24 protein-coding genes are annotated in these 21,734 nt (G+C 71.6%); 11 read left to right on the forward strand and 13 right to left on the reverse strand.

Annotation, left to right across the window (positions count from 1 at the left end; translation table 11 throughout):
- The first annotated feature begins 92 nt into the window (after positions 1–92).
- Genes ACWDRW_RS14020 through ACWDRW_RS14035 form a run of 4 tightly spaced genes read left to right on the forward strand, consistent with a single transcriptional unit; the run spans position 93 to position 1,979 of the window.
- Positions 93–800 carry an AraC family ligand binding domain-containing protein gene (locus tag ACWDRW_RS14020; RefSeq protein WP_451722995.1) on the forward strand — a complete coding sequence of 236 codons (708 nt, stop codon included), beginning with the start codon at positions 93–95 and terminating at the stop codon, positions 798–800.
- Positions 801–823: 23 nt separating this feature from the next.
- Positions 824–1,048, forward strand: coding sequence for a hypothetical protein (locus tag ACWDRW_RS14025; RefSeq protein WP_451723181.1), 225 nt, complete (start codon positions 824–826; stop codon positions 1,046–1,048).
- Positions 955–1,677 (forward strand): AzlC family ABC transporter permease, encoded by a 723-nt coding sequence (locus ACWDRW_RS14030; protein ID WP_451722996.1) that lies wholly within the window; start codon positions 955–957, stop codon positions 1,675–1,677. Before ACWDRW_RS14025 ends, ACWDRW_RS14030 begins: the two co-directional genes overlap by 94 nt.
- A complete protein-coding gene (locus ACWDRW_RS14035; RefSeq protein WP_451722997.1) occupies positions 1,674–1,979 on the forward strand; it encodes an AzlD domain-containing protein in 306 nt (101 codons plus the stop codon). Before ACWDRW_RS14030 ends, ACWDRW_RS14035 begins: the two co-directional genes overlap by 4 nt.
- A 40-nt stretch (positions 1,980–2,019) precedes the next feature.
- On the opposite strand, the gene ACWDRW_RS14040 is transcribed toward ACWDRW_RS14035, so the two are convergent.
- On the reverse strand, positions 2,020–2,964 hold the full coding sequence (locus ACWDRW_RS14040; protein WP_451722998.1) for a hypothetical protein: 945 nt from the start codon (positions 2,962–2,964) through the stop codon (positions 2,020–2,022).
- Between the two features lie 80 nt (positions 2,965–3,044).
- On the opposite strand from ACWDRW_RS14040, the gene ACWDRW_RS14045 reads away from it, so the two are divergent.
- Complete coding sequence (locus ACWDRW_RS14045; RefSeq protein ID WP_451722999.1) at positions 3,045–3,242, forward strand: DUF3046 domain-containing protein; 198 nt, start codon at positions 3,045–3,047, stop codon at positions 3,240–3,242.
- A 60-nt stretch (positions 3,243–3,302) separates the two neighbouring features.
- Entirely contained in the window at positions 3,303–4,565 is a 1,263-nt protein-coding gene (locus ACWDRW_RS14050; protein WP_451723000.1) for an AI-2E family transporter, read from the forward strand.
- A 3-nt stretch (positions 4,566–4,568) separates the two neighbouring features.
- Here the strand turns inward: ACWDRW_RS14050 and ACWDRW_RS14055 are convergent, their stop codons facing one another.
- Positions 4,569–5,141, reverse strand: coding sequence for a GNAT family N-acetyltransferase (locus ACWDRW_RS14055; RefSeq protein WP_451723002.1), 573 nt, complete (start codon positions 5,139–5,141; stop codon positions 4,569–4,571).
- Positions 5,142–5,479: 338 nt separating this feature from the next.
- On the opposite strand from ACWDRW_RS14055, the gene recA reads away from it, so the two are divergent.
- From recA to ACWDRW_RS14070, 3 genes are all read left to right on the forward strand, one after another.
- Positions 5,480–6,607 carry a recombinase RecA gene (recA, locus tag ACWDRW_RS14060; RefSeq protein WP_451723004.1) on the forward strand — a complete coding sequence of 376 codons (1,128 nt, stop codon included), beginning with the start codon at positions 5,480–5,482 and terminating at the stop codon, positions 6,605–6,607.
- Between the two features lie 3 nt (positions 6,608–6,610).
- Positions 6,611–7,456, forward strand: coding sequence for a recombination regulator RecX (gene recX, locus ACWDRW_RS14065; RefSeq protein WP_451723006.1), 846 nt, complete (start codon positions 6,611–6,613; stop codon positions 7,454–7,456).
- Positions 7,457–7,784: 328 nt separating this feature from the next.
- Positions 7,785–8,741 (forward strand): sugar ABC transporter substrate-binding protein, encoded by a 957-nt coding sequence (locus tag ACWDRW_RS14070; protein WP_451723007.1) that lies wholly within the window; start codon positions 7,785–7,787, stop codon positions 8,739–8,741.
- Positions 8,742–8,859: 118 nt separating this feature from the next.
- Here the strand turns inward: ACWDRW_RS14070 and ACWDRW_RS14075 are convergent, their stop codons facing one another.
- The 8 genes from ACWDRW_RS14075 to ACWDRW_RS14110 form a co-directional block, all read right to left on the reverse strand.
- Positions 8,860–9,270: a rhodanese-like domain-containing protein gene (locus tag ACWDRW_RS14075; protein ID WP_451723008.1), complete on the reverse strand. Its 411-nt coding sequence runs from the start codon at positions 9,268–9,270 to the stop codon at positions 8,860–8,862.
- Entirely contained in the window at positions 9,267–9,824 is a 558-nt protein-coding gene (locus ACWDRW_RS14080) for a cysteine dioxygenase (protein ID WP_451723009.1), read from the reverse strand. The genes ACWDRW_RS14075 and ACWDRW_RS14080 overlap by 4 nt, the downstream gene beginning before the upstream one ends.
- Before the next feature lie 84 nt (positions 9,825–9,908).
- Positions 9,909–9,995 (reverse strand): putative leader peptide, encoded by an 87-nt coding sequence (locus tag ACWDRW_RS14085; protein WP_351985706.1) that lies wholly within the window; start codon positions 9,993–9,995, stop codon positions 9,909–9,911.
- Between the two features lie 86 nt (positions 9,996–10,081).
- Entirely contained in the window at positions 10,082–11,743 is a 1,662-nt protein-coding gene (locus ACWDRW_RS14090; RefSeq protein ID WP_451723011.1) for an FAD-dependent monooxygenase, read from the reverse strand.
- 214 nt (positions 11,744–11,957) lie between these two features.
- On the reverse strand, positions 11,958–12,908 hold the full coding sequence (locus tag ACWDRW_RS14095) for an amino acid ABC transporter permease (protein ID WP_451723013.1): 951 nt from the start codon (positions 12,906–12,908) through the stop codon (positions 11,958–11,960).
- A complete protein-coding gene (locus ACWDRW_RS14100) occupies positions 12,905–13,582 on the reverse strand; it encodes an amino acid ABC transporter permease (RefSeq protein WP_451723015.1) in 678 nt (225 codons plus the stop codon). The genes ACWDRW_RS14095 and ACWDRW_RS14100 overlap by 4 nt, the downstream gene beginning before the upstream one ends.
- Before the next feature lie 135 nt (positions 13,583–13,717).
- The gene (locus ACWDRW_RS14105) at positions 13,718–14,563 is read right to left on the reverse strand and encodes a glutamate ABC transporter substrate-binding protein (protein WP_451723016.1); all 846 of its coding nucleotides are present in this window, start codon (positions 14,561–14,563) and stop codon (positions 13,718–13,720) included.
- Positions 14,564–14,644: 81 nt separating this feature from the next.
- Complete coding sequence (locus ACWDRW_RS14110; RefSeq protein WP_451723017.1) at positions 14,645–15,421, reverse strand: amino acid ABC transporter ATP-binding protein; 777 nt, start codon at positions 15,419–15,421, stop codon at positions 14,645–14,647.
- Between the two features lie 289 nt (positions 15,422–15,710).
- Here ACWDRW_RS14110 and ACWDRW_RS14115 point away from each other — a divergent pair, with 289 nt between their 5' ends.
- Positions 15,711–16,397 (forward strand): response regulator transcription factor, encoded by a 687-nt coding sequence (locus tag ACWDRW_RS14115; RefSeq protein ID WP_451723019.1) that lies wholly within the window; start codon positions 15,711–15,713, stop codon positions 16,395–16,397.
- 9 nt (positions 16,398–16,406) lie between these two features.
- Positions 16,407–17,807 carry a sensor histidine kinase gene (locus tag ACWDRW_RS14120; RefSeq protein WP_451723020.1) on the forward strand — a complete coding sequence of 467 codons (1,401 nt, stop codon included), beginning with the start codon at positions 16,407–16,409 and terminating at the stop codon, positions 17,805–17,807.
- Here ACWDRW_RS14120 and ACWDRW_RS14125 read toward each other — a convergent pair.
- From ACWDRW_RS14125 to ACWDRW_RS14135, 3 genes are all read right to left on the reverse strand, one after another.
- The gene (locus ACWDRW_RS14125) at positions 17,797–18,792 is read right to left on the reverse strand and encodes a TAXI family TRAP transporter solute-binding subunit (protein WP_451723021.1); all 996 of its coding nucleotides are present in this window, start codon (positions 18,790–18,792) and stop codon (positions 17,797–17,799) included. The genes ACWDRW_RS14120 and ACWDRW_RS14125 overlap by 11 nt on opposite strands.
- Before the next feature lie 79 nt (positions 18,793–18,871).
- Positions 18,872–20,317, reverse strand: a complete 1,446-nt coding sequence (locus tag ACWDRW_RS14130; RefSeq protein WP_451723023.1) for a hypothetical protein — start codon at positions 20,315–20,317, stop codon at positions 18,872–18,874.
- A gap of 192 nt (positions 20,318–20,509) precedes the next feature.
- On the reverse strand, positions 20,510–21,730 hold the full coding sequence (locus ACWDRW_RS14135) for a cation:proton antiporter (RefSeq protein WP_451723025.1): 1,221 nt from the start codon (positions 21,728–21,730) through the stop codon (positions 20,510–20,512).
- Between the last annotated feature and the right edge of the window lie 4 nt (positions 21,731–21,734).

Consider the following 21,734-nt stretch of genomic DNA (forward strand, 5'->3'; position numbering starts at 1 on the left):
GCGTCCATCCTGCACCCGGCCACTGACAATCACGCTGACCTGCGCGAACGAGACCGGCCACGGCGTCGGTCCGGTGCGGTGAGAATGGGAGCATGGCGGGTTCGAGCGAGCGGGCGCGGCACTGGCGGTACACGGAGCTTCCCGGTGTCGACCTGCTGCGTGCCCGGTACGTCCACAAGACGTTCGTCCGGCACACCCATGAGAACTTCGTGATCGCCGCCATCGCCGACGGCGTCGAGGTCTTCCACCACCGCGGCTCCGACCAGTACGCGGGCGCCGGAGCCCTCGCGCTGGTCAACCCCGACACCCCGCACACCGGACGGGCCGGGGTGCCGGAGGGCTGGCGGTACGGGGCCGTGTACCCCTCGCCCGAGGTCGTGGCGGAGATCGCGGCCGAGACCACGGCGATCCGCGGTACCCCGGGATTCGTCTCCCCGGTGCTCGATGACCCCTACTCCGTGTCCCTCGTCCACCAGGTGCTGCGTGCCGCCGACGAGGGCAACGCCCTGGCCGCCGACACCCTGCTGCGGGTCGCCGTGACCCGGCTGCTGCGGCTCAACGGCGGGACGCTGCCGCAGCGCGAGGTGCGCACGGCGGGCGCCCGGATCGCGGCACGCGCGCGTGGCGTGCTCCAGGAACGGATGGCCGAACCGCCGACCCTGGAGCAGCTCGCCGGGGAACTGGGGACCAGCCCGTTCGCGCTGCTGCGGGCCTTTCGGGACGCCTATGGGATGCCGCCGCACACCTGGCTCACCGATGCCCGGGTCCGGCGGCGCGCGGGCTGCTGGACGCCGGTGTGACGCCCGCCGAGGCCGCCGTCGCCGTGGGCTTCGCCGACCAGCCTCATCTGAACCGGCACTTCGCCCGGATCGTGGGCGTGCCGCCCGGGGCGTACCAGCGCGAGCGCAAGAACGTACAAGACCCGAAAGGTCGGCTCCTCGTACCGTCCGAGGCGTGGCAGACACAACACTCACAGACATACGGGACGGCGAGGGAAAGCCGGACTCCGCCGTCGTACGGGACGGGCTCGGGGTCGGCGTCGCCGTAGGGCTGTCCGGGTTCGCGTTCGGGGTGACCTCGGCCGGCAGCGGGCTCACGCTGTGGCAGACCTGCGCGCTCAGCCTTCTCGTGTTCACCGGGGCGTCCCAGTTCGCGCTGGTGGGGGCGCTGGCCGCGGGCGGCGGGGCGTTCGCCGCCGCCGCGGGGGCCTTCTTCCTCGGGGTGCGCAACGCCTTCTACGGTTTGCGTCTGTCGCAGCTTCTCGCCCTCCCGCGCGCGGTGCGGCCGTTCGCCGCCCAGTGGGTCATCGACGAGACGACCGCGGTCGCGCTCGCCCAGCCGACCCGGCGCGCCGCGCGCATCGGGTTCGTCGTCACCGGGCTCAGCCTGTACGCCCTGTGGAACCTCACGACCCTGGTCGGGGCACTCGGTGCCGAGGCCATCGGGGACACCGACGCGTGGGGCCTCGACGCGGCCGGGCCCGCGGTGTTCCTGGCGCTGCTGGCGCCGATGCTGAAGAGCACCACCGAGCGGGCCGTCGCCGGGGTGGCCGTCCTGCTGGGGCTCGGGCTGCTGCCCGTGCTGCCCGCCGGTGTGCCGGTGCTGGTGGCCGCGCTCGCGGCGCCGGCCGTGCTGTGGGCCCAGGGGCGGCGCGGGCAGCGGGAGGAGGACCGATGACCATCTGGATCGCCATCGGGCTGACCGTCCTCGGCTGCTACTCCGTCAAGCTCGCCGGGCTCCTGGTGCCCGCCGGGATCCTGGAGCGCCCCCTGGTCCGGCGGCTGGCCGCCCTCCTGCCCGTCGCGCTGCTCGCCGCACTCACGGCCCAGCAGACCTTCGCCGACGGGCGCGCGCTGGTCCTGGACGCCAGGGCGGCGGGTCTGGCGGCGGCCGCGCTGGCGCTGGTACTGCGGGCACCCTTCCTGGTGGTCGTCGCGGCGGCCGTGCTGGTGACGGCGGGGGCGCGGGCGTTGGGCTGACGGCGACGGCGGTGAGCAGCCGGGCGCGCTGGTCGTCGGGTCACCCGATGGCCCGGCCGTGCGCCCTCAGGGTGCGCAGCGCGCCGATCGTCACCATGGGGCGGGCTTCCAGGGCGGGGGCCGGGGACCAGTGGCGCCAGCGGACGGGCCAGCCGCCGTCCTGCTGCTGTTCGGCGGCGAGGAAGTCCAGGGAGCGGGCCATCTCGGCATCGGTGAACCACGCGCGTGCCAAGGAGCTCGGCGTCCGCGCGTAGTCGTGCGGGAAGTGGTGCTCGGTGGGGGCGTAACCGGGCGCGACCGGGTAGGCGTCGAGGTCGTCCGGGTCCAGTGCCACGAGCCGGTGTGCGCGCACCAGACGGCCGAGCCGGTCAGCGGCCGCCTCCGCGCGCGGGCGGTCGGGCGCGGAGTCCAGGAAGGCGACGGCCGCCTCGATCTCGTACGGGTGGGACTTCTCCAGGGAGTCCACCGCCTGCCAGCAGAAGTCCGTGGCCCGGAACAGCCAGGCGTGCCACACCTCGTTGCGGTGCAGCACTCCCACCACCGGGCCGGTGGCCAGCAGCTCGCTCGGCGGGTCGTCCAGCACCGGGAGGAAGGGCGCCGCCGGGTAGCCGCGCTGGCTGGGATGGATCGCCGGAAGGGCGCCGTCCGCGGTGGAGACCGAGGTCAGATAGCGGCACACCCGTTCCACCCGCTGCCCGCCGCAGCGGCCGAGGGCGTCCAGGACGCGCAGTGCGTGCGCGGTGTGCAGCGGCTGACTGACCGGACCGCGCAGATCCGGCTCCAACGCGTGGCCGTAGCCGCCGTCGTCGTTGCGGTAGGCGTCCAGCGCGGTCTCCACCGGGTCGGCGCCGCCGTGCAGGAAGTCGTACGCGAAGAGGCGCTGTTCCAGTACGCGCGCGGTGAGCCACACGAACTGCTCGGCGCGGAAGAGCGGGGAGTGCGCCGGGGGCGTCGGGGGGAGTGGGGAAGCTCCGGTTTCGGCCATGCGTCAGACCGTAGGCCGGAAAGCGGTCTCGGCGAGGGGTCCCGGCTCGGGCCCACCCTCTGGGGCGGGATACTGGTGTCATGAGGTTGACGGTCTTCTGGGAGCGGATGGCGGAGCACTTCGGTACGGCGGGATATGCCGAGACCTTCGCGCGCGATCACGTGATGTCGGAGCTCGGCGGACGCACCGTGCACGAGGCGTTGGACGCCGGCTGGGAGGCCAAGGACGTGTGGCGGGTCGTTTGCCGGGTCATGAACGTGCCACAGGAACAGCGCTGACCGGTCACGAAGATCGCGGGACGGCGTCCGATTGTCGGTGGCGTGGGCGAGACTTGCTCCGTGGCACCCACTGACGACACCGGGCAGCTCGCCCAGCACGACTCTCCGTTCGGTACGACGCCCCCGACCCGGCCCCCGGCCGACGGCGGCGGCGCGCGGTCGGACGCCCGCATGCCGCCCTGGCTGCCGCGCGCCATGGTGCTCGCACTGGCGCTCTTCGGCGCGTTCCAGCTCGGCAGCTGGGCCTTCCATCAGCTCACCGGGCTGCTGATCAACATCCTGATCGCGTTCTTCCTGGCGCTGGCGATAGAGCCCGCGGTGAGCTGGATGGCCGCCCGCGGGATGCGCCGGGGGCTCGCCACCGCGGTGGTCTTCCTTGCCGTGATCGTCATCGCCGCCGGTTTCGTCACCCTGCTCGGCTCGATGCTCGCGGGCCAGATCATCAAGATCGTCGAGGATTTCCCGCAGTACCTCGACTCGGTCATCAACTGGGTCAACACCCACTTCCACACCGATCTGAAGCGGGTGGACATCCAGGAAGGGCTTCTGCGCTCCGACTGGCTGCGCGACTACGTGCAGAACAGCGCGACCGGCGTGCTCGACGTCTCCGCGCGGGTCGTCGGCGGTCTCTTCCAGCTGCTCATGATCACGCTGTTCTCGTTCTACTTCGCCGCGGACGGCCCGCGGCTGCGCCGCTCCCTGTGCTCCGTCCTGCCGCCCGCGAAGCAGACCGAGGTGCTCCGCGCGTGGGAGATCGCGGTGAACAAGACCGGCGGTTATCTGTACTCGCGCGGTCTGATGGCGCTGATCTCCGGGATAGCCCACTACGTTCTCCTGGAGTGGCTGGACGTGCCGTACGCGCCCGTGCTCGCCGTCTGGGTGGGCCTGGTCTCGCAGTTCATCCCCACCATCGGCACCTATCTCGCGGGCGCCCTGCCCATGCTGATCGCGTTCACCGTCGATCCCTGGTACGCGCTCTGGGTGCTGATCTTCGTCGTGATCTACCAGCAGTTCGAGAACTACGTGCTCCAGCCCAAGCTGACCGCGAAGACCGTCGACGTGCACCCCGCGGTCGCGTTCGGCTCGGTCATCGCGGGGACCGCGCTCCTCGGCGCGGTGGGCGCGCTGATCGCCATCCCCGTGGTCGCCACCCTGCAGGCGTTCCTGGGGGCGTACGTGAAGCGGTACGACGTCACCGACGATCCCCGGGTTCACGGGCACCGTGAGCGGCCCGCCGGGTCCGGTCTGCTGACGCGCGCGCGGCGGCTGTTCGCCCCGCGCGAGGACCCCCCTGGACCGTCGAAGCCGGACGAAGAGGGCTGACCCTCAGCGCAGGTCGAGCCGCATCAGGATCCGGGGATGGCCGGCGAGGACCGAGGTCGTGTCGGCGGCATGGACGAACCCGGCACGCTCGAAGTTCTTCCGCAGCCCGGCGTACGCCATGGTCAGATCGACCTTGGCGTCGCCGTTGTCGAGGGGGTACGCCTCCACGACCGCGGCGCCGTGGGCGCGGGCGAACTCCACCGCCCCCGCGATGAGCGCGTGCGAGATTCCCTGCTTGCGGTGGCCGGGGCGGACCCGGACGCACCACAGCGACCAGACCGGCAGATCGTCGACGTGCGGGATCTTGCGGTTGCGGGCGAAGGAGGTGTCCGCGCGCGGGGCCACGGCGGCCCAGCCGACCGGCTCGTCGCCGTCGTAGGCGATCACGCCGGGAGGCGGCTCCGCGCGGCACAGTTCGGCGACGTAGTCGCCGCGGGCCGGGCCGCGGAGCTCGTTGTTGAGCTTGGACCCGATCCGGTAGCTCAGACACCAGCACACGTTCGCCGTGGGCGACTTCGGGCCGAGCACGGCCCGGACGTCCTCGAAGGCCTTTGCCGGGCGAACCTCGATGGTCATGTCTGCACGATAGACGCCGGGGGGTCCGCGATCCCGACGATTTTCCTGCCCGCGGTCGGGGCGCCGGCCGTCATCCCTGTGCCGTGAGGTCCCCGGGCGTCACCGCCGGGCCGGGCCACCAACCCGTCGCTACGCCCGCGTGGTGCGCTTGACACGAAAATCGAACATCCATTCTGATGGAATCTCCGGCGAGGCTCTCGACGGGTGTTTTGCCGCGGTTTTGGTGGGAAAGCGCCTGAGTTATCCACAGGCCGGACGGGCGTCGGGGCGCATTGTCAGTGGCAGGCGTTAGCGTCTTTGACGTGAAGCGATCGACTCAAGCAAATCGGGTGGAACCCATGGCAGGAACCGACCGCGAGAAGGCCCTGGATGCCGCGCTCGCACAGATTGAACGGCAATTCGGCAAGGGCGCGGTCATGCGCATGGGCGAGCGGTCGAGGGAGCCCATCGAGGTCATCCCGACCGGGTCGACCGCGCTCGACGTGGCCCTCGGCGTCGGCGGACTGCCGCGCGGCCGTGTCGTCGAGATCTACGGACCGGAATCCTCCGGTAAGACGACCCTGACCCTGCACGCGGTGGCGAACGCGCAGAAGGCCGGCGGCCAGGTGGCCTTCGTGGACGCGGAGCACGCCCTCGACCCCGAATACGCCAAGAAGCTCGGCGTCGACATCGACAACCTGATCCTGTCCCAGCCGGACAACGGCGAGCAGGCCCTGGAGATCGTGGACATGCTGGTCCGCTCCGGCGCCCTCGACCTCATCGTCATCGACTCCGTGGCCGCGCTCGTCCCGCGCGCGGAGATCGAGGGCGAGATGGGCGACAGCCACGTCGGTCTGCAGGCCCGGCTGATGAGCCAGGCGCTGCGGAAGATCACCAGCGCGCTCAACCAGTCGAAGACCACCGCGATCTTCATCAACCAGCTGCGCGAGAAGATCGGCGTGATGTTCGGCTCCCCGGAGACCACGACCGGTGGCCGGGCGCTGAAGTTCTACGCCTCGGTGCGTATCGACATCCGGCGCATCGAGACCCTGAAGGATGGCACCGAGGCGGTCGGCAACCGCACCCGCTGCAAGGTCGTCAAGAACAAGGTCGCGCCGCCCTTCAAGCAGGCCGAGTTCGACATCCTCTACGGCCAGGGCATCTCCCGTGAGGGCGGCCTGATCGACATGGGCGTGGAGCACGGCTTCGTCCGCAAGGCCGGTGCCTGGTACACGTACGAGGGCGACCAGCTCGGCCAGGGCAAGGAGAACGCGCGCAACTTCCTGAAGGACAACCCCGACCTGGCCAACGAGATCGAGAAGAAGATCAAGGAGAAGCTGGGCGTCGGCGTGCGTCCGGAGGAGCCGGCCGCCGAGCCGGGCGCGGACGCCGCGGGTTCGCCCGCCGCGGACGACGCCGCGAAGTCGGTGCCCGCTCCGGCCGCGGCCAAGGCCGCCAAGACCAAGGCCGCCGCCGCCAAGAGCTGACCCGTGACACGACGAACCGACTGGGCCGAGTACGCCTGTCCGGACCCGCCGGGGGAGCGGGAGGGGAGAGGCGTCGGAGGCCCTAAGGGGACGGGACGTGCCGAGTACGGCGAGGGCGGCGCCCTCGGCGCGGACGGGTCGTACGGCGATGACGGGCTGTACGACGGTGACGGACCGTACGGCGGTGACGGGCCGTACGGCGATGGGCTCGCCGGTGGTGCGCGCCGGAGGGCCGGCGGGGCTCGTGGCGCGGGCGGCGCCCGGGGGCGTCGTCGGCGCGGTCGCGAAGAGCCGTCCGGTGAGGACGGAGGCGCCTCCGACTCGTCGAGGGCCGAGGAGGGGGAGCCCCCGGGGGACCCGGTGGAGCGGGCACGGGCGATCTGCCTGCGCCTGCTCACCGGGACTCCGCGTACGCGCAAGCAGCTCGCGGACGCCCTGCGCAAGCGGGAGATCCCGGACGAGGCCGCGGAGGAGGTGCTGTCGCGGTTCGAGGAGGTCGGACTGATCAACGACAGCGCGTTCGCGGACGCCTGGGTGGAGTCCCGGCACCACGGCCGAGGGCTCGCCCGGCGGGCGCTCGCCCGGGAGTTGCGGACCAAGGGGGTCGACTCCTCGCTGATCGACGCGGCCGTCGGGCAGCTGGACTCCGAGCAGGAGGAGGCGACCGCGCGCGAACTCGTCGACCGCAAGCTCCGGTCGACCCGGGGCCTCGACCGGGACAAGCGTCTGCGCCGCCTCGCCGGGATGCTCGCCCGCAAGGGGTATCCCGAGGGAATGGCGTTGCGGGTGGTCCGGCAGGCGCTGGAGGCGGAGGGGGAGGACGCGGAGTTCCTGGACGAGGGGTACTGACACGGCGCGCGGGGCATCCCGCCGGGTGCACCACTGCGGTCGTCGTGCGCACGCGCTGCGTGCACCCTCTGTGATCGTCCTGCACCCTCGGCGGTCTTCGTGAGCACCCGCAGCCGCGTGCACCCGCCGCAGTCTTACCTTGCGTTCCCGGCAGGGTCGAGTGGGCTCCGGGTGGCTGTACCGTCTGGCGTCGTCGCGCGGACGTTCGAGTCGATGTCGGTTCCCCGGTGAGCCACGGCCGGCTTCAAGTCTGTGGCCCCACCGACGAGTTGACCCTGACGACTCCCGCACGGGCCCGTCTCCCGTGCGCTGCGAAAGGCAGCCCGCCATGCCTTGCTCCGCCCGCCGTCGTGCCCTCCTCCTGGTCGGCGCCCTGATCCTCAGCGGCTGTGGGATTCTGCGGCCGGAGGCCACGGACCCGGACGACGGTCCCCTCACCCTCGGGTTCGTCAACGGCGGCACCTCGCCGTTCCACACCTGTCTGGAGGCCGCCGTCGACGACACGGCCCGGAACAACCTCGCCGAGCTGCACATCGCCAACTCCCGTCAGAACGCGGCGACCGAGCTGGCCAACATCGAGGACATGATCGCCCGCGAGGTGGACGCGATCATCGTGCAGACCGTGGACGTCGACGCGCTCCGCGACGACATCGCCAAGGCGAAGAGCGCCGGTGTCCCCGTCTTCCTCACCTCCGTCGTCCCCGAGGACACCTCGGACGTCCTCGGCGCGGTCGCCGTCGACCTCGACCACGTCGGCCGACTGGACGCCGGCTGGATCGAGAAGGACGCCGCCGGGGAGAAGGTGCAGGTCGGCATCGTCGCGGGGGCGCCCGGGGCGGCCTCGGACATGCTGGTCGGCGGCTTCGAGTCCGCGCTGCCCGCCCAGGCGGAGGTCGTCGCGAAGGAGCCGGGCATGTTCGACCCCGGCAAGGCCGCTGAGGTCGCCGAGGGGATGATCCGCGACCACCCCGGCCTCGACTACGCCTTCGTCGCCAACGAGGAGATGGCCTTCGCCGTTCGGGAGGCCTTCGACGCGGCCGGCGCCGAGGCCGTCAGGATCGTCACGGTCAACGGCACCGACGAGGGTCTTGCCGCCCTCAAGGACGGCCGTATCGCGGCGACCGTCGCCAACTCGGCAGCCGACACCGGAGAGTTGGCGGTGACGAACGCCATCGCCCTGCTCCGCGGCTGGGACGCCGACCGGATCGCCCACACCCCCGTCCGCCTGGTGACCAGACACAACGCGGACACGGCCCCGCTCTACTGCCCACCGAACGCGGGGTGACCGGGCAGCCGGTGTGATCGGCCGCCAGCCGCCAGCCGCCAGCCGCCAGCCGCCAGCCGCCAGCCTCCAAGCCCAGCCATCAGCCGTAACGCCCAGCCGTCAGCGCCCGTCCCAGCCGTCAGCCCCCGCCCCCCTCCACCGGCAGGCCCGCCGCCCGCCAAGCCTGGAAGCCGCCCGTCAGGTCGGTCGCCCGGTGCAGGCCCAGGCGGTGCAGTGACTCGGCCGCGAGGCTGGAGGCGTAGCCCTCGTTGCAGAACACCACCACCCGCAGGTCATGGCTGACGGCCTCCGGGACCCGGTGGCTGCCCCGAGGATCCAGCCGCCACTCCAGTTCGTTCCGCTCGATCACCAGTGCCCCGGGGATCAGGCCGTCCCGCTCCCGCAGGGCCGCGTACCGGATGTCCACCAGGAGCGCCTCGCCGGACTGCGCGGCGGTGTAGGCATCGTGCGGCCCGACGCGTTCGTAGGTCTCGCGCACGCGCTCCAGCAACTCGTCGATGCCCACGGACCGTTCACGCGCGCCGCTCACTGCCAGTCCTCCGGTCGTTCCACCTGCTCCAGGCGCAGGAGGGGCCCGTTTCGGCTGTAGCGGCGGATCCGGGGCAGTGGCGGATAGTAGGCGTGCACGGAGATCGCGTGCCGGTCGGGGGAGTCGTTGAGGACCTCGTGGACGTGGTGGTGGCCGAAGGAGCGGCCCTTGCCGGCCGGCAGCCTGCGCTCACGGTCGACGTCCTCGCTGAGTTCCAGGGTCTTCCAGCCGTCGGTGGGCAGCCGCGCCGCGAGCGAGTTCTCCCTGAGCTCACCGGCCGCCGTCAGGAACGCGCCGACCGAGTCCGCGTGGTCGTGCCAGCCCGTGCCCGAACCGGGCGGCCAGCCGATCAGCCAGGCCTCACTCCCGGCGGGTCCCTCCAGACGCACCCAGGTGCGCCCCTCGGGGTCGAGCGGAAGCGAGGCGATCAACTCGGCGTCGGCTGCGGCCCGCCGTACGAAGTCGAGGAGGTCCGCCTGCGTGGGAGCCACGGGAGCGGGGGCGGAAGGGGACGCGGAAGCAGCGAAAGATGAAGCGGAAGGGGAGACAGACACTTCGACCGTCCTGATGAAGGTTCGCGGGACGCGCGCGGCGGCACAGCGGCGGCGCGCGCGGATGAGAGGAGAGGAGATGCGAATTCAGCAGGACCGGGTACACATGCAGCCCGCGTAGCGGACGAGGTCCACATGGACCTTCCGCCACAGGTGCACACAGGTGTCGGTCATGGTGCGGAGTACACCATGACCGTGCGGGCCGGTCAACTCACCGTCAGTATGTGGACAATGGCCACCTCAGGAGCCCTCGGGGCCGCTCAGCGCGACCCCGCCGTGGCCTCCGCCTCCGAGGTCACGGGGCCGCCGAGCGTCGCCTCGGCGGCCGCGTACAGGTCGGCGGGGCGCACCCCGCCGAGCGCGGTGACGAGATGGCCGTCGGGCCGCACGAGCAGGACCGTGTGCGGGGCGGCGCCCGGATAGCTCTCGGCGACCAGCAGCTCCGCCGGATGCGGCAGCGCCGTCACCGCCGCCGCGAGCCGGGGCATGATCCCGGCGGTCACCCAGTGCTTGCGGTCCCACACCCCGGTGCCCGGCGCGATCAGCAGCACGAGCAGCGCGCCCCGGCCGAGCCGGTCCCGCAGCCGTACGAACGAGCCGTCCTCCGCGGTGACCCGCACATCGGTGACCGGCGCGCCCAGCGCGGTGTCCACGGACACCTCGCCCTCCAGGTGCCGGGGCGCCAGCGGCGAGTCGCCGTACGCCCCCGGCGCACCGAGCGCACCGCGCCCCAGATGGCCCTCGGCGAGCAGCGCGTCATGGCCCCGGGCCGAGCCGGGGACGTACGCGCGCAGTCCGCCGCCGCCGCGCAGCAGCGGCAGCGCCTGGTCGGCGGCGCGCAGCCGGGCGGCGACGACCGCGCGCCGCTCCGTCTGGTAGCTGTCGAGCAGGGCTTCGTGCGGCCCGTGATGCCAGGCCAGCGCCAGCTTCCAGGCGAGGTTGTCGGCGTCCCTGAGCCCCTCGTCGAGCCCCTGGGTGCCGAGCGCCCCGAGCAGATGCGCCGCGTCACCGGCGAGAAACACCCGCCCGGCTCGCCAGCGCCGCGCGAGCCGGTGGTGCACGGTGTGGACTCCGGTGTCGAGGAGTTCGTACGGCGGCGTCGGGCCGCCCGTCCAGCCCGCGAGGGTCTCCCGGACGCGGGACACGAGCAGTTCCGGTGTGACGAGGTCCTTGCCCGGCGGCAGCAGCCAGTCCAGGCGCCAGAGGCCGTCCGGGAGCGGACGTCCCGCGACCTCGCCGGCCGAGGGGCCCGACGTCCGCCACGGCGGCATCCGATGGAGCAACGCCTGGCCCTCCCACGGAAGTTCCGTGCGCAGCGTGGCGACCGCGTACCGCTCGACGGCCGTACGGCCGGGGAAGCGGATGTCCTGGAGTTTGCGCACGGTGGAGCGGGGGCCGTCGCAGCCGACCAGGTAACTGCCGCGCCACCAGGTGCCCTTGGGGCCGCGGGTGTGGGCGGTGACGCCCGAGGTCTCCTGCTCGATGCCGTCGAGGCGGCTGTCCACGACGATCCGCGCCAGCCGCTCACCGGCGAGCGCCGCGCGCAGGGCGCCGGTCAGGACGTGCTGGGCGATGTGCACGGGTGCGGAGGGCACGGTCCGATCGTCCCCGGAGGCAGAGCCGGAGCCCGAGGCGGAGCCGGCGCCCGCCCCGGACCCTTCGAAGGACACCTCGCGCATCACCTGCTTGCGGCGCAGCGACCGCCATCCGGCCCAGCGGCAGCCGGCCTCCGCGACCGGGAGTCCGGTCAGCCGCTCGATCAGGGCGGCCGTGTCCTCGCGCAGCACGACGGTGCGCGCGAGACGGGGTTCGTCCTTGCCGGGCCCTTCGTCGAGTACGACGGACGGCACCTCCTGACGCGCCAGCGCCAGGGCGAGCGTGAGCCCGACGGGCCCCGCTCCGACGATGATCACCGGGTCCACGGAGTGGTGCCCCCTGCCCGCAGTGGTGCCCCGGGGGACGTGTGTGAACAGGAGGTCGGAGCAGGGTGCACGATCACAGAACGTATGCAACCCATTGCCGGTGCTTGCGTCAAGTGACGAAGGCAGTGGCGATCATGCCACTGCCTTCGTGTCGTTCACGCGATGCTTCGCGTGTCGCTCAGATCACTTGACCGTACATCAGACGATCGGACGGTCATCGGGACTTGGGTGGATACGTGAACCCACTGACGCCGCCCGGTCCGCCGCCCTCGCCGCCGGTCCCGAAGGTGCCGCCGACGGCCGCCGGGTTGAGCTCCTCCATGTCCTCGGCGCCGAGCACCGCGCCGGTGCTGCGCTTGCTGCGCCGCAGTCGGCCCTCCAGCCAGCTGGCGAAGCTGGTCAGGATGAAGTTGAGGACGATGTACATGATCGCCACGACGATGAAGCTCGGGATGACGTTGGCGTAGTTGGCCGCGAGGGTGCCGCGCGAGTTCAGCAGCTCGGTGAAGCCGAGCATCACGCCGCCGAGCGCGGTGTCCTTCACGATGACGACCAGCTGGCTGACGATCGCCGGGAGCATCGCGGTGACCGCCTGCGGCAGCAGGATGGTGGTCATCGTCTGGCCCTTGCGCAGGCCGATCGCCTGAGCGGCCTCCGTCTGGCCCCGGGGCAGCGCCAGGATGCCGGCCCGGACCACCTCGGCGAGGACCGAGGCGTTGTACAGCACCAGACCGGTGACGACCGCGTACAGGGGCCGGTCCGCGCTGGAGACGTCTGTCGAGCGGGCGAAGAACTCGTTGGCGAACAGCATCAGCAGCAGCACCGGGATGGCCCGGAAGAACTCGACCACGGCGCCGGCCGGGATGCGGACCCACCGGTGGTCCGACATCCGGGCGATGCCGAAGACGGCGCCCAGGGGCAGCGCGATGACCATGGCCAGGGCGGCGGCCTTGAGGGTGTCGGCGAGACCGGGCAGCAGATACGTCGTCCAGGCCTGGGCCTCGGTGAACGGCTTCCACAGGGACCACTCCAGCTGGCCCTTGTCGTCCATCACCTGCCAGACCCACCACACCAGCAGGGCCAGGAGGACGAAGAAGACGATCGAGAAGATCACATTGCGCCGCTTGGCCTTCGGGCCGGGGGCGTCGTACAGAACCGAGGTCACCGCTTCACCGCCAGTCGCTTGCTCAGCCAGCCGAGGAACAGGCCGGTGGGCAGGGTCAGTACCACGAAACCGAAGGCGAAGATCGCGCCGATGAGCAGCGTCTGGGCCTCGTTCTCGATCATTTCCTTCATCAGCAGCGCCGCCTCGGCCACGCCGATCGTGGCCGCCACCGTGGTGTTCTTGGTGAGCGCGATCAGGACGTTGGCCAGCGGGCCGATGACCGAGCGGAACGCCTGCGGCAGGACGACGTACCAGAGCACCTGGCTGAAGCTCAGGCCGAGGGCGCGTGCCGCCTCCGCCTGTCCCACGGGCACGGTGTTGATGCCGGAGCGCAGGGCCTCGCACACGAAGGCGGCGGTGTAGCCGACGAGACCGAGGATCGCCAGACGGAAGCCCTGGGCCTCGAAGTCGTCCGGCGCGCCCATCGTCATCCCGAAGATGTCGGCGAGGCCGAGCGAGGTGAAGACGATGATGACGGTCAGCGGGATGTTCCGCACGATGTTCACGTAGGCGGTGCCGAAACCGCGCATCAGCGGTACCGGACTGACCCGCATGGCTGCCAGCAGCGTGCCCCAGATCAGGGAGCCGATGCCCGAGAAAATGGTGAGCTGCACCGTCACCCAGAAGGCGCCGAGCAGGCTCGGGTCGTCATAGTCAGAAAGAAAGTCGAACACGATCTCCCGCGCTTCCGGGTGGGTGGCGTACGTGGGGTACGGCGGCGGTCGTGTCAGGCCGCCGCCGTACTGACGTGTTGCGCCGCCGCCGTGAGGAATGGGCCGACGGCGGCGGCGCGGGGGCGGAAGTCCGCGTTACTGAACGATGTTCCCGATCTTCGGGGCGGGCTCGTTCTTGTAGTCGGCCGGGCCGAAGTTGTCGGTCACGGCCTTCTCCCAGGCCTTCTCGCTGACCATCTTCTCCAGCGCGGCGTTGATGTCGTTCACCATCTCGGTGTCGCCCTTCTTGACACCGATGCCGTAGTTCTCGTTGCTGAGCTTCAGGCCCGCGAGCTTGAACTGGCCCTTGTACTGGTCCTGGGCGGCGAAGCCGGCGAGGATCGAGTCGTCGGTGGTGACCGCGTCGACGGCGCCGCTCTGCAGACCGGCGATGCACTCCGAGTACGTGCCGTACTCCTTGAGCTGGGCGTCCGGGGCGATCTCGTCCTTGACGTTCTGCGCCGAGGTCGAGCCGGTGACCGAGCAGAGCTTCTTGCCGTTGAGGTCGGTGCCCTCGGCGATGTCCGAGTCGGCCTTGACCAGCAGGTCCTGGTGGGCGAGCAGGTACGGGCCGGCGAAGTCGACCTTCTCCTTGCGCTCGTCGGTGATGGAGTAGGTGGCGGCGATGAAGTCGACGTCGCCACGGGAGAGCGCGTTCTCGCGGTCGGCGCTCTTGGTCTCGATGAACTCGATCTGGTTCGGCTCGTAGCCGAGCTCGCCCGCCACGTACGTGGCGACGTCCACGTCGAAGCCGGAGAAGGAACCGTCGGGCTCCTTCAGGCCCAGACCGGGCTGGTCGTACTTGATGCCGACCTTGATCTTGTCGCCGCCACCGGAGCCCGTGTCGCCGCTGTCGCTGTCGTCGTCGCCGCCACAGGCGGTCGCGGTCAGCGAGAGGACGAGCGCAGCGGCGGCCGCGGCGGTGACCTTGCGGAGCTTCATGGTGAACATCCTTTGTCTGGTGAAGAGATGCGAGCCGTCAGTGCGGGTGACGCGAGGAACGTCGAGGACGCCGGTTGCGTCTCAGTGGTGCAGGATCTTGGACAGGAAGTCCTTTGCGCGGTCGCTGCGCGGGTTGCTGAAGAACTGGTCCGGCACAGCCTCTTCGACGATCCGGCCGTCCGCCATGAACACCACTCGATTGGCGGCCGAACGGGCGAAGCCCATCTCATGGGTCACGACGATCATGGTCATGCCGTCCCGGGCGAGCTGCTGCATGACCTCCAGCACCTCGTTGATCATCTCCGGGTCCAGGGCCGAGGTCGGCTCGTCGAAGAGCATCACCTTCGGGTCCATTGCCAGGGCGCGTGCGATCGCCACGCGCTGCTGCTGACCGCCGGAGAGCTGGGCGGGGTACTTGTCCGCCTGGCTGGCCACACCCACCCGGTCGAGCAGGGTGCGGGCCTTCTCCTCGGCCTTCTTCTTGTCACTCTTGCGGACCTTGATCTGGCCCAGCATCACGTTCTCGAGCACGGTCTTGTGCGCGAAGAGATTGAACGACTGGAAGACCATGCCGACGTCGGCACGCAGCCGGGCCAGCTCCTTGCCCTCGGCGGGCAGCGGCTTGCCGTCGATGACGATCGTCCCCGAGTCGATCGTCTCCAGGCGGTTGATGGTGCGGCACAGGGTGGACTTCCCGGACCCGGAGGGCCCGATGACCACGACGACCTCGCCGCGGGCGATCGTCAGATCGATGTCCTGGAGCACGTGCAACGCGCCGAAATGCTTGTTGACACTCTTCAGGACGACCAGCTCGCCGGTCGCGGCCACATCTTCCTTGGCCACCGATACTTCGGTCATCGCTCTCAGGCTCCGTCCTCCTCGGTTTCGGAGGACAGTAATAACCGTATCCGACCTGCGTCATTAGTTCTGAGGGGAATCTGAGCATCACGATCCGATAGCAATCGGACACGTGTCGTAGCACTTGTGAGCTGGGCGCGTACCGGGTGGATAACGACAAGCCCCGCGCAACCGGAACCCACTTGACGGCGTCGGCGTCCATCAGCGTGACTGCCATGTGCACGCGCGCGCGTGCCGGATCTTGTCTAGTCGATCAACCCGTACGGCCGATGAACAGGAGGGGGACGGGATGAGACTGCTCCTCGTCGAGGACGACAACCATGTCGCCGCCGCCCTTTCCGCGGTCCTGGCCAGGCACGGCTTCGACGTCACCCACGCCCGCAGCGGCGAGGAGGCGCTCCAGGCGCTGGTCCCCGAGGGGCCCGGCTTCGGCGTCGTCCTGCTCGACCTCGGCCTGCCCGACCAGGACGGCTACGAGGTCTGCGGCAAGATCCGCAAGCGCACCAGCACCCCGGTGATCATGGTGACCGCCCGTTCCGACGTGCGCTCGCGCATCCACGGCCTCAACCTCGGCGCGGACGACTACGTGGTCAAGCCGTACGACACCGGCGAACTGCTGGCCCGGATCCACGCCGTCAGCCGGCGCAGCGTCCACGAGGACCCGGCGTCCGGCGGCGACACCGTGCTGCGGCTCGGCCCGGTCCACATCGAGCTGCCCACCCGCCAGGTCAGCGTGGACGGCTCGGTCGTCCAGCTGACCCGCAAGGAGTTCGACCTGCTGGCCCTGCTCGCCCAGCGGCCCGGGGTGGTCTTCCGCCGCGAGCAGATCATCAGCGAGGTCTGGCGGACCAGCTGGGAGGGGACGGGCCGCACCCTGGAGGTCCACGTTGCTTCCCTGCGCGCCAAGCTGCGGATGCCGGCTCTGATCGAGACCGTGCGCGGGGTCGGCTACCGGCTCGTCGCCCCGGCCGCCTAGCGGGTACGGGTGCGCACTCGACTCCTTCCGCTGCTCATTGTCCTGATGGCGGCCGTCCTGCTGGCGCTCGGTGTCCCGCTCGCCGTCAGCCTGGCTGCCGCCCAGCAGCAGAACGTGGTCGTCGACCGCATCGACGACACGGCGTACTTCGCCGCGATGGCCCGGTCGGTCATGGACACCCCCGAGGGCCCGCGCGACGAGGGCCGCACCCTGAGCCGTGAGCTGGAGAGCTATCACGGTGTCTACGGCATCCGCGCGGGCGTCTTCCTGCCCGGCGACACCCCGCTCGCCAACGCGCCGGAGACCTGGTTCCTGCCCGGGACGGGGGAGGTGCGCGACGCCTTCGAGGAGGCGCTGCTCAGCCGCCGCAGCCACGACCCGGAGCAGGTGTGGCCCTGGCAGCGGGGCCGTCTAGTGGTCGCCTCGCCGGTCGTCCGGGACGGTGACGTCGTCGCGGTCGTCGTCACCGACTCGCCCACCGGGGAGATGCGCTCGCGCATCCTCCAGGGCTGGCTGCTCATCGCCGCGGGCGAGTTCGCCGCGATGCTGCTGGCCGTCGGCGCCGCGCTCCGGCTGACCGGCTGGGTGCTGCGTCCCGTACGCGTCCTGGACACCACCACCCACGCCATCGCCAGCGGCGCCCTGAAGTCCCGGGTCGCCGCGGCCGGTGGGCCGCCGGAACTGAGACGCCTGGCCCGGTCGTTCAACGAGATGGCGGACAACGTCGAGGACGTGCTGGAGCAGCAGCGCGCCTTCGTCGCTGACGCCTCGCACCAGCTGCGCAACCCGCTCTCGGCGCTGCTGCTGCGCATCGAGCTGCTCGCCCTGGAACTGCCGGAGGGCAACGAGGAGATCGCCTCCGTCCAGGCGGAGGGCAAGCGCCTGGCCCAGGTGCTGGACGATCTGCTCGACCTCGCGCTCGCCGAGCACACCGCGGCCGACCTCCGGCTCACCGACATCGGCGCGCTGACCGCCGAGCGGGTCGCCGCCTGGTCGCCGACGGCCGAGGCCAAGGGCGTGACGCTGGTCGGCGACTGCCCGCCCACCACGGCGTGGGTCGACCCGGTGGCGCTCTCCTCGGCGCTGGACGCGGTGATCGACAACGCCGTGAAGTTCACGCCCGAGGACGAGCGGGTCGAGGTGGCGGTCGCCTCCAACGGCGACACCGCGACCGTCGTGGTGGCCGACCTCGGCCCCGGACTGACCGACGAGGAACTCGCCCGCATCGGCGACCGGTTCTGGCGCAGCGGCCGCCATCAGAACGTCAAGGGCTCAGGCCTCGGCCTGTCCATCTCCCGGGCCCTGCTCTCGGCGGGCGGCGGCACGATCTCGTACGACCATCATGAGCCGCACGGTCTGAAGGTCACCGTGCGCGTGCCGCGGAGCGGGGCCTCGGCGCTCACGGCTTGACCGAGCGGTAGTAGCGCCGGGCGCCCGCGTGCAGCGGGAGCGGATCGGTGTAGATCGCGGTGCGTACGTCCACCAGCTGGGCGGAGTGGACGTGCGCGCCGATGCCGTCCCGGCTGTCGAGGACGGTCCGGGTCAGCCACTCGGTGAGCCGGGGGTCGAGGTCCTTGCGGGTCACGAGCAGGTTGGACACGGCCATCGTCGGGACGGTGGAGCCGTTCTGGATGGTCTTGTAGGCCGACTCCGGCATGTTGGTGGCCCGGTAGTAGCGGGTGGCGCCGCCCTGCGCGTGCACCTTCGCGACCAGGCCCTCCTCGATCGGCACGAACCGGAAGGTGGAGGTCTCCGCGATCTCGGTCAGGCCGCGGGTGGGCAGCCCGCCCGACCAGAAGAACGCGTCGAGGTCGCGTCCGAGCAGCCCGGGGCCGGTGTCGATGCCGTCCGAGCGGGGCGTGATGTCCTTCTCCGGGTCGATACCGGCCGCCTCCAGCACCCGGGTGGCGATCAGCCGTACACCCGAGTCGGGCAGCCCTATGGCCACCCGCTTGCCCTTGAGGTCCTTGACGGACCTGATGTCGGAGTCCGGCGGGACGACGAGCTGCACGTAGTCGTCGTACAGCCGCGCGACTCCGCGCAGCCGGCCGGCGCCGGGGCCGTCGCCGAGTTCGTACGTCTCCACGGCGTCGGCGGCGGCGATGGTGATGTCGGCCGAGCCGGTTGCCACCCGCTGTACGTTCTGCTGTGATCCGGCGCTGGTCAGCAGGTCGACTTCCAGGTCCGGCATGTCCTTGGCGAGTTCGGCGCGCAGCCGTTCGCCGTACTCGTGGTAGACGCCGGCCCGGGTGCCCGTGCTGAACGTGATCGTCCCGCTCGGCGGCTTCTCGCCCAGGGGCAGCAGCCACCACAGCAGCAGTCCCAGCGCGACGAACCCGGCGACCGCGCCCTGAAGGGCCCGGCGCCTGCCGATACGGGGGAACTGCGTGGACATGCGGGCGATCCTGCCAGGCGGTGGGCCCTGCTGACCAGGGGCGCCGCCCGAGCGGGACCCCGGGCGGCGCCTGCCCGGCCTAGGTTTCGCTGCCCGCGAGCCGCCACTCCCGGTGCAGCGCTCCCAGCGGGATGTCGTGGCGGATCACGGGTGTGCCGAAGATCGAGAGCTGGATGCGCAGGGTGCCCCTGAGGTCGACTCCGCCGTACACGGCCCAGGCCGCCGGGGTGCCGGAGGTGTCCGCCGAGGCCTCCGCGCGCAGGTACGGCCCGAGGTCGGCGAGGACGCCTACGGTGCCGTAGAGGCCGACGCTCGCCTCGGCGCCGACGGCGGCCCTGACCTGGCCGGCCGCGGTGACCGAGGTCCGTACCGGGGTGCTCGTCAGGTCGGCCGCGCTGACCGGCTTCCAGCCCTGGGCGAGGCCGAAGGTGCCGCCGGCCTCGAAGTCGCCCTGGACGCTCTGCTCCATGCCGACGGTGACGTCACCTTCGCCGCTGACCTCCAGGTAGCAGGTCAGGTCCAGGTTGACGACGACCGGGACCGGGCCGACCTGGAGCACCGGGTCGGCGTGCAGCTTGGCGAAGGGGATCCGCAGCGGGGTCCGCCCGACCGAGGCGCGGCCTTCGAGGGCCCAGCCGGAGCTCCAGTCGCCGGAGACACCGAGGTAGGCCGAGGCGGGCGCGGCCGTGGTGCCCTCGCCGCCGTAGCGGAAGTCGACCTGCGGGGCGATCTGGACGAAGCCGGACACCGAGGCCCTCGCGGACGCCGGTCCCGCCCCGACCGTCGGCACGTCGGCGCGGACGTCGAGGCGCAGGCTGCCCAGCGGCACCTCGGAGCCCTCCGGGCCGACGTGTACATCGCCGGTCTTCGACCAGGAGACGTCGACGTCGGGCAGGAGCTCGTCGATGTCGAAGGCGGCCGGGTCGATGGGCACGGCACCGTTCGCGGTGTCGTCGCCGAGCACCGAGTTGAGCGTGGCGGGCGCGGTCTCGACCTCGGTGCCCTCGGAGGTCTGCGCGACGACCTTCGTCACCCGCGCGAGCAGCCCGTCGGGCGCGCCGGGCGCCGGGGCGCTGGCGATGACGTCCCCCACGGCGGTTCGCCGCGGGGGTGCGCTCTGTCCGGGGTCGGGGGTGGCCGTACCGTCGGCCCCGCCGTTGCCGGGCTTCCGCGTGCTGTCGGCGGCGCCCGGCGCGGCCGTACCGGCGCCCTTCCTCGCGGGGGCGATGACCGCGCGTCGGGTCCTGCTGTCGTACGAGGCCACCTGGAGCGAGCTTGTGCGGGCGGTGGCCGGGGCGCCGGAGCCGCCGGGGCTCGCGGTGGCGGCCGGGGTGCCCGCGGGGGCCGCGGCGACGGTCAGCGACCGGTCCCCGGCCGCGGCCGGCTCGGCCGTCGGGGCCTGCCCGGCCCGGTCGGCGGCGGTGCGGTCGGACTGCGGGGGAGTGGAGCAGCCGGCGGCGAGCAGGAGTCCGGCCAGGGAGACGACGGGGATGAGGGCACGCGAGTGCCACTTGCGTCTGGGCAAGGTCAGTCCTGGGGAGGTGGGGGGTGGAATGAGCCCGGCGCGCATGACGGGGGGAGCCCTTGCGTCCTACTCGCCGGTAACCGTGCATGAGCATGCCATGGGCGGCCCACCGGGACCCCGCATTCCCGCCACATCCTCAAGTGACCTGAGCCACTGGGAAGTTCAGGGTTCTCGGACGGCAGTCGCGGATCCTCAGTCGCTCGCCGTCGCCTGTGCCGGTGCCGTTCCCTCCGCCGCTTCCCGCGGTTCTGTCTTCCGCCGCCGCGCCCACCACATCGCCACCGGCTCCGTGAACCGGGCGGTGAGCGGACCGGCCACGACGAGGATGAGGACGTAGGCCGTGGCCAGGGGGCCCAGGGAGGCCGGTTCGATGCCCGCGCTCACCGCGAGCCCCGCGATGACGATCGAGAACTCGCCGCGGGCCACCAACGCCCCACCCGCGCGCCAGCGGCCCCGCACCGAGATCCCGGCCCGCCGCGCCGCCCAGTACCCGGTGCCGATCTTCGTCGCGGCCGTGATCACGGCGAGCGCCAGCGCGGGCAGCAGGACCGGCGGAATGCTGGCCGGATCCGTGTGCAACCCGAAGAAGACGAAGAACACCGCGGCGAACAGGTCCCGCAGCGGACTGAGCAGCGTGTGCGCCCCCTCGGCGACCTCCCCGGACAGCGCGATGCCCACCAGGAACGCCCCCACCGCCGCCGACACCTGGAGCTCCTGCGCCACGCCCGCCACCAGGATGGTCAGGCCGAGCACGACCAGCAGCAGCTTCTCGGGGTCGTCGCTGGAGACGAACCGGGAGATGACCCGGCCGTAGCGGACCGCGACGAACAGAACGAGGCTCGCCGCCCCCAGCGCGACGGCCAGCGTCACGCTGCCCGCCATCAGGCCCGCCCCGGTCACCAGGGCGGTGACGATGGGCAGGTACACCGCCATGGCCAGGTCCTCCAGGACCAGCACGCTCAGGATCACCGGCGTCTCGCGGTTGCCGATCCGGCCCAGGTTGCCCAGCACCTTCGCGATGACGCCGGACGACGAGATCCAGGTGACGCCCGCCAGCACGACGGCGGCCACCGGGCCCCAGCCCAGCAGCAGCGCCATCGCCGCGCCGGGCAGGGCGTTGAGCGCGGCGTCGACCAGGCCCGCCGGGTAGTGGGCCTTGAGGTTGGTGACGAGATCGCCGGCCGTGTACTCCAGGCCGAGCATCAGCAGCAGCAGGATCACGCCGATCTCCGCGCCCGCCGCGATGAACTCCTCGCTCGCCCCGAGCGGCAGCAGTCCGCCCGTGCCGAAGGCGAGCCCGGCGAGCAGGTACAGCGGGATCGGCGAGAACCGGAAGCGGGCGGCGACCCGGCCCAGCAGCCCCAGGGCGAGGATGATCGCGCCGAACTCGATCAGCAGGATGCCGGAGTGCACCGGT

Source organism: Streptomyces sp. NPDC003635, from assembly GCF_053587635.1.

Coding starts and splice junctions, on each gene's coding strand:
- ACWDRW_RS14020 (WP_451722995.1), top strand. CDS start 93: ATGGCGGGTTCGAGCGAGCGGGCGCGGCACTGGCGGTACACGGAGCTT.
- ACWDRW_RS14035 (WP_451722997.1), top strand. CDS start 1,674: ATGACCATCTGGATCGCCATCGGGCTGACCGTCCTCGGCTGCTACTCC.
- ACWDRW_RS14040 (WP_451722998.1), bottom strand. CDS start 2,964: ATGGCCGAAACCGGAGCTTCCCCACTCCCCCCGACGCCCCCGGCGCAC.
- ACWDRW_RS14045 (WP_451722999.1), top strand. CDS start 3,045: ATGAGGTTGACGGTCTTCTGGGAGCGGATGGCGGAGCACTTCGGTACG.
- ACWDRW_RS14055 (WP_451723002.1), bottom strand. CDS start 5,141: ATGACCATCGAGGTTCGCCCGGCAAAGGCCTTCGAGGACGTCCGGGCC.
- recA (WP_451723004.1), top strand. CDS start 5,480: ATGGCAGGAACCGACCGCGAGAAGGCCCTGGATGCCGCGCTCGCACAG.
- ACWDRW_RS14070 (WP_451723007.1), top strand. CDS start 7,785: ATGCCTTGCTCCGCCCGCCGTCGTGCCCTCCTCCTGGTCGGCGCCCTG.
- ACWDRW_RS14085 (WP_351985706.1), bottom strand. CDS start 9,995: ATGACCGACACCTGTGTGCACCTGTGGCGGAAGGTCCATGTGGACCTC.
- ACWDRW_RS14105 (WP_451723016.1), bottom strand. CDS start 14,563: ATGAAGCTCCGCAAGGTCACCGCCGCGGCCGCCGCTGCGCTCGTCCTC.
- ACWDRW_RS14110 (WP_451723017.1), bottom strand. CDS start 15,421: ATGACCGAAGTATCGGTGGCCAAGGAAGATGTGGCCGCGACCGGCGAG.
- ACWDRW_RS14115 (WP_451723019.1), top strand. CDS start 15,711: ATGAGACTGCTCCTCGTCGAGGACGACAACCATGTCGCCGCCGCCCTT.
- ACWDRW_RS14125 (WP_451723021.1), bottom strand. CDS start 18,792: ATGTCCACGCAGTTCCCCCGTATCGGCAGGCGCCGGGCCCTTCAGGGC.